This is a genomic window from Methanobrevibacter arboriphilus JCM 13429 = DSM 1125 (assembly GCF_002072215.1).
GTDB lineage: Archaea > Methanobacteriota > Methanobacteria > Methanobacteriales > Methanobacteriaceae > Methanobinarius > Methanobinarius arboriphilicus.
This window is the reverse complement of sequence record NZ_JXMW01000005.1, coordinates 93,490-106,371: the sequence shown is the minus strand read 5'-3', so window position 1 is coordinate 106,371 and position 12,882 is coordinate 93,490. Positions and strand designations below refer to the sequence as shown.

The following is a 12,882-nucleotide window of genomic DNA, read 5'->3' as shown; positions in this document are numbered from 1 at the left end:
ATTAAATATAATCATTTAATTCATTTATTAAACTTATTAACTATTTTTAATTTTTTATTTATTTACCAATAATTAAAGTTATTTTATCTTTTCATCTTTTGCACTGATATTTCTGGACAATTCTGATGATTTCATCTAAATTTTCTTTTTCAAGGGATTTAATATCTAAATTTTTAATTTCAATAGCTATTCCCTTTTGTTTCACCCGGTTATAGTTTGGACATTTAGTTATAAATGTTCTCCCACCTAGATCAAATTCTTCTTTTAGATTTTTAGATAATTCATGATGTTTATCACTAGCTAATATAACGTTAGTTCCCCTTTTATCTTGGTGTATAACATTATCAAGATTATTTTTAATATAACTTGTAGCTTGAATTGTCTTTTTTAGATTGTTTTCTGCAAAATCTATCTCAGTATGAATAGCTTTTTTTGTAATATTATTAGATTTGCATACTTTTAATAGAAGTTTTGATTTTTCAAAAATCTCTTTATTGTTAGTGGTTATAAAACCACCATCATTAACATTAATCACCTTGGGTGATGAAGTTGAAACTATTATAATATCTGAATATTTTCCATTAGCTAATTTCTTCTCAAAATCACATATTCCTCCTGAAGCATCTTCAACAAGAGTAATATCATTTTTTCTAGACCAATTACTTATTTCTTTCATTGGTTGTTCTGCTGTATATCCTGCAAAACTAGTTAAGAATATAGCTGAAGTTTCATTACTATTAATAGAAGGGTTTTTTTCCAGAAACTCATCTAATTTTCCCTGACTTATTATCCCTAAATCTGTTTTAATTGTTAGTATTTCTTTATTTAGGAATTTAGCTATTTGTTTAAAACCATGCCAAGCTCCCTGGTCAGGTATTATTATTGGGCCTTCAATTGCATTCATAGCTACCATTATAGCTGCATTTCCACTGTTTACAATTTCACAATAGCTATGATTTGTTTTTGAACATATTTTAGCCTTAACATCTTTATCATTATTATTTTTATTTTCAAAATTTAGTGAATCTTTTATTGCTTCTTCCATTGCTTCTTTTGTTTTTTTTGAAGGTTCTTTGTATAATAGATTCATTTTTTGGCCTTTTGATAAATTTTTTATTTTTTAATTCAAAATTCTTACATTTGATGCTTAACATCTTTTTTAAAGAAAGAATCTAATGTTGTTTGTTTTGATTGTAATAATTCTTTTAATAGTTCACTTGTTTTAACATACTTATTTACTGGGATTTTAAGCTTTGTTCCTATATATTCAAGTGATTGTTTTAAACTTTCAAATTCATTATAAGGTTGTTCCATTGCATATTTAACATTTTCTCTGACATTGAAAACTCCAAGAGGAACATAACCAGAGTAAGCTTCTCTAAGAACAATAACTCCTGCCTGTTTTTTTTGTTTAGCTAATGAGTCTAACACTGCCATTTTACAAGTGTAATAACATCCTCCAACACTAGAATACTCTTTTTTCTCTGTACTGGTTTCATAATCTGAAAAGATTATCTCTTCTTTTCCAAGTATTTTTATAAATGCTTCCATCCATTCATATTGCCATTCCATTGGAGTAAGAATTATAGCATAATAATTTTTAAGACTACTAAATTCATATACTCTTGTAGTGTCAATAATTGGGTAATTTCTAACTTCCTTAAGAAGTGTTTTCGCTATTGAGCTATCACATGCTGTAATTGACCATCTTGTTGGAACAAGTTTTCTCCTATTTTTAGTTCCTATTGCTCCAACTGAAAAAGCTTTTTGCATTGCTGAGAAGGGCACATCTTTATCATGTAAATTTATAACTGCTTCTGTAGCTTTTAAATCAGTATCATAGTAAGTTTTTTCAAGTTGTTTATCCCATCTTACACTATCTATATCAAATTTTTCAATAACAGCACTTGGTCCATGAGGAGTGCTATCTTCATTAAATGATAATCCTACTGGTCTTTTACCAAATTTTGCTTCAGTATCTGTTGATTTTGATGATAATGATATGTCTTGTAATTTTTCAACAAATGGGTTTTCGATATCATCAATCTTTATTAATTGCTTACCTCTAACAAGATTTAAACGATAATTTATTATATCTTCTTGTGTTTTATTTTCATCAATCCATGATTCTGGTGAATCCATTATAGAAGTATCTCCTGTTTCAGCTACCATCATTGGACCTGCATATACTTTTGGATAGCTCCATCTACCAATAAATACTGATGGTGGCGTACTTCCATCTAAATCTTTACCTACTTTTACAGATTTCATCTGAATTTTTTCTGTTAATTTTTTTAAATAGGCATTTTTTGATCTAAACATATACTTAATTTATATTATAAAGTAGTATTTTAAAATATTGTTTTACTTATTTTTATAATATTTATTATATTTAGTATTGAGAATTTAGTATTTATAATATTTAGAATTGAGAATATTTATATAAGTATATAGTATAATATATTACTATACTTTAATTGAATATATTAGTGATATATTAGATTAATAAATAAAAAGGTTTTTTATATGAATAATAAAGATAAAATAGCTGAAGCTACATTTTTGCTAGCTCTTAAGTATGGGTTTGATAATGTATCTTTAAAACAAATTCAAGAAGCAGCAAATGTAACTACTGGAGCAGTATATTACCATTTTGATAATAAAAACGACATATTAAAACATATGGTTGAATTATATCTTTTAAATGAAATTGATAATTTTAAAAAAATAGTTAAAAATTATAAAGGTACTATAGTTGAAAAATTAAAATTTGTTTTTTATTATCATACTTGTCTTGATATTGAGAAAGATTGCAATATTTTTGAGCTTTCTAATAAAGAGGGAGTTGATTATAAAGAGTATTATTTATTACTTATGGGTATTTATCATCAACATCCTGAACTAAGAGAAACTTACCATGAATTAAATCTTAAAATATTTAATTTTTATAAAGATTTAATAGAAGAGTCAAAAAAGAAAAAAGAAATTTCTGAGGATATTAATTCTGAAGATGCAGCTCTTTATATTTTCACAATATTTATGGGTTTCATTGAACTTTCTATAATATTTCCTCATTTTGGATTAGAAAAACTCATAGATTTAAATTTAGATATGATATGTAAGAATTTAGGATTAGATTCATAGTAAATAATTGTTTTTAATTAATTTTATTTTACTATTATTATTTAATTTTTAAATATTATTATCTATATTTTATTATTATATTTTTTAATATTTTTAATATTTTTATTAATACTTTTTTTATTTTTTATTCTTATTTTAATATTATTCTTATTTTAATATTATTCTTATTTTAATATTTTTATTTATAATAATATTTTATTTTCAATAATTTCCTTATTTTTAATAATTTTATTATTTTTAATAATTTTCATTCTAACTTTATTGTATTATTTGAAAAGTAAATTTTATTATACTGTTCTAACATAATATTATTAGATTCATTAAATTCCCATATTTTTATATATATTTATATACTATCCATATTTTTATTTATATTTTATTCATATTTTTAATTATATCTTTCATTATATGCCTTGATTTATTTTTGATATTTTATCATTTTATGGGAAAAACCTTATTAATCTTTAAAAAATGAAATTTTCTTAGTTCGATCTGTCATATTCCTTAGATTTTGGTGTTTTAAATGAATATTAATAAAAAAAGTATTAATAAAAATAATAAAAATAATAATAGTAATAATAAAATAAATGAAAACAGAAAACCAAATGATTTGATTAATGAAACATCTCCCTATCTCTTGCAACATGCATACAATCCAGTAAATTGGCATCCTTGGAATGAAAAATCTTTTTCACTAGCTAAAAAAGAAAATAAACCTATATTTTTAAGTATTGGGTATTCAACATGTCATTGGTGTCATGTAATGGAAAAAGAATCTTTTGAAGATGAAGAAGTAGCTAAGATTTTAAATGAAAACTTTATAAGTATAAAAGTTGACAGAGAAGAAATGCCTTCTGTTGATAGCATGTATATGGAATCAGCTATTATTTTCACAGGAAATGGTGGTTGGCCATTAACAGTTTTAATAGATCATGATAAAAAACCTTTTTTTGCAGGAACATATTATCCTAAAATATCTCTTATTAGAATATTAAATGATGTATCTAATACTTGGAAGAATGATCCAAATAAAGTTAAAAATATTGCTAATGATATAATTAATGATTTAAAAAATTTAAATAGATTAGATCGGCTTGATAATAAAAATATTATCAATAATAGAGATAAAGATGGACCAGTTTTAGATTATTCTCTAATTGAAAAAACATTTGAAGATCTTAAATCAAGGTTTGATAATCGGTTTGGAGGATTTGGATATGCTCCTAAATTTCCATCAGTTCAAAACATTCTTTTTTTAAATAGATATTATTTTCAAACAGAAAGTTTGGAAGCAAAAGATATGGTTGAAAAGACATTAGATAGTATGTTTAATGGAGGTATTTTTGATCATATTGGTGGTGGTTTTTCAAGGTATTCAGTTGATTATAAATGGTTAGTTCCTCATTTTGAAAAAATGATGTATGATAATGGTTTTTTAGCTATAGCTTATCTTGAAGCTGGTTTATTATTTAATAAAAAGTATCTTAAAATAGCTAAAAAAATTTTGGACTATTGTTTTAGAGAAATGTTAGGAGAGCATGGGTTTTACACTGCTCAAGATGCAGATAGTGAAGGTGAAGAAGGAAAATATTACTTATTCACAATAAATGATATTAGAAAAGTTTTAGGCTCTTCAGACTCTGAAAAATTTTGTAAATTATTTGATATAACTAGAGATGGAAATTTTAAAAAAAAGAATATTCCTAACTTAATTAAAACCTTTTATAATAATAAAGAAGATTATGATGCTATTTTTATAAGTGAAAATTACAATATACAAGGTTATGATAAAGATAATCACAATATAAGTGAGAATATTATTCAAAATCATGATTCTGATGGAAATTTTGAATTTAATTCATTTATTGAAGATTCTACAAAAAAATTATATGATTTTAGGCTAAAAAGAACTCCTCCATTTAAAGATAAAAAGAATTTAGCTTTTGTTAATGGATTAATGATAGCTACTTTGTCTATGGGGGCAAATATCTTAAAGAAAAGAGAATATATTGAAAAAGCTGAAGAAATTGGAGAATTTATTATAAATAAGTTAATAAAAAATGGAAGACTATATACTAGTTATAAAGATGGCAAAATCAGAAACAAAGGAGTTTCAGATGATTATGCTTATGTTATATGGGGATTTATTGAGTTATTCCAAGTAACATTAAATAAAAAATGGTTAAACAATGCTCAAAATTTAATGAATAGCATGATTAATCTATTTTTTGATGATGGAGTTTTATATTTATCTGGATCTGATGTAAATGATCTACCAATTAGAACTAAAAATGTTTATGATGGTGCTATTCCTTCAGGTAACAATATAAGTGTATTTAATCTTATGAGATTGTATTCAATTACAAATAATGATTATTATAAAGATGTTTTTGAAGAGATTATTTATAGTTTAAAGACAGATATTGAAAAAAATCCATTAGCATTTATAACATTGATTTCAGGATTAATTTATGATAAATCTGGTGGTCTTCATATTAATTTATCCCTTGATTTAGATAATAAAAATAATAATAAAGACATTACTAAAAACATTACTAAAGACATTACTAAAGATATTACTAAAGATATTACTAAAGATATTAATAGAGATATTAATAAAAATATTACTAAAGATTGTATTAATATTGCTAAAGAAAAATTAAACTTTTGGAATCCTTTTTTAACTATTTCTCTTATTGATAAAGATTCTGAAAATTTTAATGAAAATATGGTTTCTGTTTGTGAAAATATGACCTGTAAACCTTATAAAAAAATTGATGACTTTTTATGTGATGATATTGATTCTAAAATTATTAAATTAACTAATAAAAAAGTAGAAAATTATTAAAAATAATAAAATTATTAAAAATAAGGAAATTATTGAAAATAAAATATTATTATAAATAAAAATATTAAAATAAGAATAAAAAATAATAAAAATAGGGAATAATAAAAGATAAACTGGCATAATATGAGGTAATAAGAAATAATAAGGAATAATAAGGAATAATAAAAGATAATAAGATATAATATAAGGTAATAAGAAATAATAGGATATAATGGAAATAATAAAAAATAATAGAGGATAATATAATTTTACCCTTCTATTGTTATATTATCATTTAATAGTGAATTGTCTGTTGATTTAAGTATTTTTCCATCTAAAACTTCTATTACTCTATCAGCTAATTTAGCTACATTCATATCATGTGTTACCATAATTAATGTAACATTTTTTTCTTTATGCATTTTATTTAATTGATCTAATATTTTTTTACTAGTCCTTGAATCAAGGGATCCTGTAGGTTCATCAGCTAATATTATTGAAGGATCATTTGCCAAAGCTCTTGCAATAGCTACTCTTTGCCTTTCTCCTCCAGATAGTTTAGTTGGTTTGATTTTTGCCTTATCTTTTAACCCTACACTATCTAAGAGTTTTAAAGCTAAGGTTCTTCTATCTTTACTAGATAGTTTTCCTTCAAACATAGGTATTTCTACATTTTCAACTACTGAAATATTTGGGATCAAATTGTGTAGTTGAAATATAAAACCTATCTTTTTTGATCTAAATTCATCTAACTTCTTGTTTTTACTTAAATCATAACCTGCAACATTAATTGTTCCACTATCTGCTACATCTAATGCTCCAAGCATGTTAAGTAGTGTTGATTTACCAGATCCAGATGGTCCAATAATGGATACAAATTCTCCTTCTTTTATATCTAAATCAATTCCATTTAAAGCTTTTATATTGCCTTTTTCATAGCTTTTTTCTAAGCCTTTAATTTCAACAATATTCTCTTTGACGATATTATTTTCATTATTTTCATTAATGTATTTATTATTATCTTTAACTAATTTTTTATTAATATCTTTATTATTATTTTTATTATTTTCATCTATATTTTTAATTTCATTTGTTTCAGTTAAATCATTGTTTCCCATTAAAATCACCTCCATTTATTTATTCATATCTTAATGCTTCAGTTGGTGGGAGTCTACTAGCTCTCCATGCAGGATAAAGTCCTCCAACAAGTCCCACAACAATTGCTACTGCAAATGCTTGTAAGAATATGTATGGTGTGTACATTGGAGTCATGCTTCCTAAAACACCTAAAGCTACTAAGATTTCAAGTCCCACTACTCCGATTATTGAACCTATAACTCCCGAGGTCACTGTAAGTACAATTGATTCTCCAAGTATCATTCCAAGTATTCTTCTTCCTTTCCATCCAACAGCTTTTAAAACACCAATTTCTCTTGTTCTTTCATATACAGACATAATCATAGTGTTTATTATTCCAATTCCTCCAATGATTATAGCTAAAAGGGAGATTGCAAATGACGCGCTATTTACCATATCTAATGCATTAGCTATTGTTTCAATATCTGAAATAGATGTTACTGTAGTAATATTATCTCCATAATCATCTTCGATTGTTTTTGTAACACTATCTACATCAACACCACTATCAACTTTAACATAAATCATACTGATGTTTCCAGCATCATCCATTAAATCTTGAACACTCTTAAGTGAGCTGTATGCTCCTTCATCTTGATTAGGATCTCCTGTTTCAAATATTCCAGTTATCTTGTATTCTTCTCCATTTATTTCTAAGTTATCATTGACAGTTTTGTTTAATTTATCTGCAGATATTTTCCCAAGTATAATCTCATCTGCATCATTTTTAAACATTGTTCCTTTAGTTAATTTTAAATCTGCAAAATCTGTATCTTTTGAATCAATACCAATTAGTGTGAAAAATCGAGAGTCTGGAACTGAAACCATTCCAATATAAACTCCTGCAGCATTTTTAACACCACTCACATTATTAATCGTTGATGTCCAATTTTCACTAAAAGTGCTTGTGCCTAGTGGATTAGTGGTAGTACCTGAGTTATCTGTTTTTCCACTTATTGAAAAGTCAGATCCTCCTGCATGTAATGTTTCATCCATGGTTGAAGTTAGTCCTGCTGTTATGGCTCCAAGTGCAACAATTGTAGCTATTCCTATCCCAATTCCAATAATAGCAAGAATTGCTCTGCTTTTATTTCTAAAGGGATTTTTAAAAATTAATGATATAAATGACATAAACAATAATTAAGTTTGATAATATATTTAAAATTAATGTCCTTTTTAAGTATCTTTAGTATTTTTTTTATCTTTATTGAGTATTTAGTTATATTTATATATAAAAAGTAAATATTATTAGTAGTGAATATTCTATATTATTTTCATATTACTATTTTATAATGAATAAAATTCTGTATATTGGAGGTTTTACATGTGAATTAAAAATACCAGATCATTTAAAGTATCATTTTGGTTTAGTTTATTTATATAAGCTTGGTTTTAATAATAGTATTAATAATTACTTTATAAATAGTATTAAAAATACTATTAAAAATAATATTATAATAATATTTAATAATTGTATTAATAATAATATTTAATAATTGTATTACTAATGATATTAACAATAATATTAATAATAATAATATTAATAATAATATTTTATTTTCCAATGATTTCTTTTATAACGGCCTTATCTGTAGAATCTAATGATTTTGTTAAGTATATTCCAATTAAATAAACGATGATTGCTACAGGAAGAGCTATCCACATTGATAAATTGAGTATCAACAGAATAATAGCTAATATAATTCCAGAAACACAAATTTTCACTATTCCATAAATTAAGGATTTATCTGGCTTGTATTTATTTTTTAGAATGATATAAGTCATTAATATGAATATTATTACTCCTGTAATTACTGTAGCTATACTTGCTCCAATATAACTTAAGTAATATATTAAAAATAGATTTAAAACTACATTTACTAAACAAGCTAATCCATTTATTTTTGTAACAGCTACTTCACTATTAGATGAATTTAAAAGTGATGTCGATGCTCCATTAATCATAATGAATAGTACATTCCATATTAATATTTTTAAAACATCTCCAGCAAAAATATAGCTTTCTCCATAAATAAATGTTATAATATCTTGTGAATATATTGTTATTCCAATAGCAAATGGTAACATGATCATTAGTAAATATTTTATGGATTTTTCATAAGAAACTTTTAAAAGATCTTCTGAATCTTTATATAATTTTGACATTAATGGAAAAACAACATAAGTATAAACTGTATAAATTGTTGTAAAAACAGTGATAATCTTATAAGCTGAACTATATATTCCAACAGCAGTACTACCTGCCATAAATGATATCATAACTGTATCAATCATAAAGTATATGGTAGTAAATATTCCAGTTATTCCAAAGGGAATAGCCTGTTTTATAGATTTTTTCCAAAAATCTAAATCAATTTGAATTTTAGGAACTACTATTCTATTTTTAATATTATTATATAAATAAATTAGAGTAATTATACTTCCAACCATATATGATAAGGCAACAGCAATCAATCCTAAGTTAAAATATGTTAAAAGAAGAGTTCCTGATAGTATTAATGAGCTATTTATAATTATTCCTATAGCTTGGTATTTCATTTTGCTAAATGCTTGGAATACTCCATTGAATAACCATCCCATATTTAAGAATATAGTTTGTATTGCAAATAACAGTACTACTTCTATTGTTAGTAAATTGTAATCCATTATCAATAAAATGACTAATGTGGCTATAAATGATAATATTGATAAGAATATTTTTAATGGAATTGCATTTCCTATGTATTTTTGTGATAATTCTGGTGATCTTGATAAATCTCTTGTAACATATGTATTAATTCCTAAATCAATAAATATGCTCATAATGCCTGTAAAAGAAATAGCAAAATTCATTATTCCAAAATCTGAAACTCCTAAATATCTAGCTAACAAGACAATCCATACAAATCCAAAAATGCTTGTTATTACCTGTGAAATAAGTAACCAGCTAGTATTTTTAAAAATTTCATTTATTTTGCTCATATTTTCACTAGTGTTTAAGTTTTTATATTTTAATTTCTATGATTTAAGTTGAGATATTAGAATAAAATTAGTTTGATAAAGTTGTTTATTTGTTTCTAGTTAAATTGTTATAAAAATATTTTTAAAGGATTATAATTGTTATAAAATTGTTTTTTAATTGTTTTTAGAGGGTTATAATTGTTATAAATTTTTTTTTAAATTAATTTTAGATTTCATTATTTTTAAACCATTTTATTGTTGTTTCTAATTGTTTATTGAATAAAGAAGGATCAACTCTAAATCCGATATGTTTCATATTTTGAACATTAGCTAAAGAATGTTTTATATCTCCTGGACGTTCTTCTTTATAAATAGGATCTAATTCAGAGCCTAATGTATTTTTTATAATATTATAAAGCTGATTAATACTCATAGATATTCCAGAAGCTACATTCATAACTCCATTATATTTTGATTCTGCTGCTGCAATATTTGCTTTTACAATATCCTTAACATAAATGAAATCTCTTGTTTGTTCTCCATCTCCATATATAATTGCTTGTTCATTGTTAACTAAGGAATGTATAAAATTTGGTATCACTGCTGCATATTGAGAATTTACATCTTGACGAGGTCCAAAAACATTAAAATACCTTAAAGAAACAGCTGATAACTCATAACTTTCAAAAAAAGACTGGCAATATAATTCACAAGATGCTTTTGATGCAGCATATGGGGATGTAGGCATTAATGGTTCACTTTCACAGAGAGGCATATTTGGATTTTCACCATAAACAGCAGAAGAAGATGAGAAAACAAGTTTTGAAATTTCAGAATCTTTAGATGCATTTAGTAGTTTTACAGTTGCATCAACATTATTTTCATTAGATTTTATAGGGTTTTTAACACTCATTGGAACGCTTGCAAGAGCAGCTAAATGAAATATATAGTCTACATCTTTTAAAATTAGAGTTAAATCATCTAGGTTAATTGTAGTCAAATCTTCAGTTATTATTTTAAGGTTTTCATGGTTAGGATTAGCTAAGTTCTCAATTTTTCCAGATGATTTATTGTCAATTATTGTGATTTGGTTTTCATTGATTAATTCTTCAACGATGTGTGATCCAATGAAACCTAATCCTCCAGTAACTATGATGTTTTTGTTTTTCATTTGAATTACCTATTAGTATTTTTCAGGGATTTTTAATATAAGATTGTTTAAGATTGTTTTTAATATAAATACTATATTTTTTAATAGTATAATATAGTAGTATAATATAGTATATTTTTAATATTTAATTATAATTTTAATTATAATAATTATGATAGTATAATATCATAGATATGATAATATAATATCATAATAGAATTATAATAGAATATTATATTTTTAATATATTTATCTCTAAATATATTGTTATTTGTAGGTATATTATTATTTTCTAGATTATTTATTTTTAAGATTATTAAAATTTATTCTTCAGATTACTATTTTCTAGATTATTTTTCTTTAGATTATTATTTTTTATGTTATTCTTTTTTTATATTATTATTATTCTTTTTTTATGTATTAAAATACTTTTTACTTTTTCAATATTTTTAATAATATTTTTTAAACTATTAATAAAAATAGTAGAAATATAATTGATATGTAAATAAAATATGTTTAACCTTTAATATTATGTTATTTTTTATTTTTATTTTTATTTTTCACGAATTTAATTAAAACATTTTTAATTTATTTAAGTTTCAGGATTTAAAATAAAAAATAATTTTTAGATATATATAGGTTTCTCCAACCAGCAAGTAATAAGTTTTATATATTATAATTGGTAAACATTTTATCATGATTATTCATGTTGATGAGATGTACTTATTACTAAATTTGTTAATTACAGTAATTGTATCTATAGTAATTGCATTGGGATTGGGATTACCTTTACTTCCAAAAAAACCTATTAGATTCTCATTTGATAAAAGCGCAATATTTCCCACTCCTATTTTTGCTATTGGATTTTTAGCAATTTGTTTTTCTGTTAATTTCTATTGGATTTACAATGGAATGTTATTAGCTGTGTTTTGGGGTGTTATTTCTGGATTATTTGTTAAATACGCCTTTGATTATGTATTTCCAAAGCCTGATGATGAAAACGGAGATAATTTGAATAAAGATTCTTCTAGTGAACTTTCAAAAACAAAGGAGGCTAACTAATGAACGAAATTTTAGGAATTATTATTGCAGCTATTATAGCTTGGTTAAATTTTGTTCTTATTGATACTTATCTTGGTTTACCTGAGGCTCCTGGTGTTAAAGGTGCAGATATTGTAGGTCATGATATTAAAAAAAGAGGTGGCGATATATCAGGTGGATTCTTCCAAGGGAATATATTGTGTTCTCCAGATGCTTCTGCAGGAACTCTCTTAGTTTCAATCGGTTATATGTTAATTGGAATTGAAGGTGGATTGATAGCTACTTTCTTTGTTTATATAGGAAATCGATTATGTGCAGATCCTGGATATGCAGGTACTGTTGGTGCATTAACTACAATAGTTATAATATACTTAACATCTTTCATTGGTTTAACACCAGAAATGTTTGTTGTGGGCATGGTAATAGCTATAACTACTATTCAAGGGTTACATCATCCAAGTTCATCTAAATTACTTGGTCGCATCGCTAAATCTTTTAACAGATATACTAAATTAGAATAATCATTATTAGAAGATTATAACATTAAATTTATAATATAATATTTTTATAATATGATATTTATAATATGGTATTTTTGTTATATCTAAATTATGCTTTTTAG

At 24.3% G+C, this 12,882-nt stretch carries 10 protein-coding genes; 4 read left to right on the top strand and 6 right to left on the bottom strand.

The genetic code is table 11. The annotated features are described in order from the left end of the window. Window positions 1-91: 91 nt before the first annotated feature. A complete protein-coding gene (locus MBBAR_RS03765; RefSeq protein ID WP_080459928.1) occupies window positions 92-1,090 on the bottom strand; it encodes a DegT/DnrJ/EryC1/StrS family aminotransferase in 999 nt (332 codons plus the stop codon). Between the two features lie 44 nt (window positions 1,091-1,134). Next, window positions 1,135-2,322 (bottom strand): Nre family DNA repair protein, encoded by a 1,188-nt coding sequence (locus MBBAR_RS03760; protein ID WP_080459927.1) that lies wholly within the window; start codon window positions 2,320-2,322, stop codon window positions 1,135-1,137. Window positions 2,323-2,526: 204 nt separating this feature from the next. On the opposite strand from MBBAR_RS03760, the gene MBBAR_RS03755 reads away from it, so the two are divergent. Together MBBAR_RS03755 and MBBAR_RS03750 are read left to right on the top strand one after the other, a co-directional pair. Then, complete coding sequence (locus tag MBBAR_RS03755) at window positions 2,527-3,144, top strand: TetR/AcrR family transcriptional regulator (RefSeq protein ID WP_080459926.1); 618 nt, start codon at window positions 2,527-2,529, stop codon at window positions 3,142-3,144. Window positions 3,145-3,667: 523 nt separating this feature from the next. Then, complete coding sequence (locus MBBAR_RS03750; protein WP_080459925.1) at window positions 3,668-5,992, top strand: thioredoxin domain-containing protein; 2,325 nt, start codon at window positions 3,668-3,670, stop codon at window positions 5,990-5,992. Between the two features lie 248 nt (window positions 5,993-6,240). Here MBBAR_RS03750 and MBBAR_RS03745 read toward each other — a convergent pair whose 3' ends face one another. From MBBAR_RS03745 to MBBAR_RS03725, 4 genes are all read right to left on the bottom strand, one after another. After that, window positions 6,241-7,089, bottom strand: a complete 849-nt coding sequence (locus MBBAR_RS03745; RefSeq protein ID WP_080459924.1) for an ABC transporter ATP-binding protein — start codon at window positions 7,087-7,089, stop codon at window positions 6,241-6,243. Window positions 7,090-7,108: 19 nt separating this feature from the next. After that, window positions 7,109-8,239 (bottom strand): ABC transporter permease, encoded by a 1,131-nt coding sequence (locus MBBAR_RS03740; protein WP_080459923.1) that lies wholly within the window; start codon window positions 8,237-8,239, stop codon window positions 7,109-7,111. 423 nt (window positions 8,240-8,662) lie between these two features. After that, window positions 8,663-10,090: a flippase gene (locus MBBAR_RS03730; RefSeq protein ID WP_080459921.1), complete on the bottom strand. Its 1,428-nt coding sequence runs from the start codon at window positions 10,088-10,090 to the stop codon at window positions 8,663-8,665. A gap of 205 nt (window positions 10,091-10,295) precedes the next feature. Beyond that, window positions 10,296-11,240 carry an NAD-dependent epimerase/dehydratase family protein gene (locus MBBAR_RS03725; protein ID WP_080459920.1) on the bottom strand — a complete coding sequence of 315 codons (945 nt, stop codon included), beginning with the start codon at window positions 11,238-11,240 and terminating at the stop codon, window positions 10,296-10,298. Between the two features lie 675 nt (window positions 11,241-11,915). Here MBBAR_RS03725 and MBBAR_RS03720 point away from each other — a divergent pair. Beyond that, complete coding sequence (locus MBBAR_RS03720) at window positions 11,916-12,281, top strand: energy-converting hydrogenase A subunit A EhaA (RefSeq protein WP_080459919.1); 366 nt, start codon at window positions 11,916-11,918, stop codon at window positions 12,279-12,281. Continuing rightward, the gene (locus MBBAR_RS03715) at window positions 12,281-12,781 is read left to right on the top strand and encodes a hypothetical protein (protein WP_080459918.1); all 501 of its coding nucleotides are present in this window, start codon (window positions 12,281-12,283) and stop codon (window positions 12,779-12,781) included. The genes MBBAR_RS03720 and MBBAR_RS03715 overlap by 1 nt, the downstream gene beginning before the upstream one ends. Window positions 12,782-12,882: the final 101 nt, after the last annotated feature.

What these genes read in the sequence shown, in the direction of transcription:
- MBBAR_RS03740 (WP_080459923.1), bottom strand. Translation starts at nt 8,239, where the DNA reads ATGTCATTTATATCATTAATTTTTAAAAATCCCTTTAGAAATAAAAGC.
- MBBAR_RS03730 (WP_080459921.1), bottom strand. Translation starts at nt 10,090, where the DNA reads ATGAGCAAAATAAATGAAATTTTTAAAAATACTAGCTGGTTACTTATT.
- MBBAR_RS03745 (WP_080459924.1), bottom strand. Translation starts at nt 7,089, where the DNA reads ATGGGAAACAATGATTTAACTGAAACAAATGAAATTAAAAATATAGAT.
- MBBAR_RS03715 (WP_080459918.1), top strand. Translation starts at nt 12,281, where the DNA reads ATGAACGAAATTTTAGGAATTATTATTGCAGCTATTATAGCTTGGTTA.
- MBBAR_RS03720 (WP_080459919.1), top strand. Translation starts at nt 11,916, where the DNA reads ATGATTATTCATGTTGATGAGATGTACTTATTACTAAATTTGTTAATT.
- MBBAR_RS03755 (WP_080459926.1), top strand. Translation starts at nt 2,527, where the DNA reads ATGAATAATAAAGATAAAATAGCTGAAGCTACATTTTTGCTAGCTCTT.
- MBBAR_RS03750 (WP_080459925.1), top strand. Translation starts at nt 3,668, where the DNA reads ATGAATATTAATAAAAAAAGTATTAATAAAAATAATAAAAATAATAAT.
- MBBAR_RS03765 (WP_080459928.1), bottom strand. Translation starts at nt 1,090, where the DNA reads ATGAATCTATTATACAAAGAACCTTCAAAAAAAACAAAAGAAGCAATG.
- MBBAR_RS03725 (WP_080459920.1), bottom strand. Translation starts at nt 11,240, where the DNA reads ATGAAAAACAAAAACATCATAGTTACTGGAGGATTAGGTTTCATTGGA.
- MBBAR_RS03760 (WP_080459927.1), bottom strand. Translation starts at nt 2,322, where the DNA reads ATGTTTAGATCAAAAAATGCCTATTTAAAAAAATTAACAGAAAAAATT.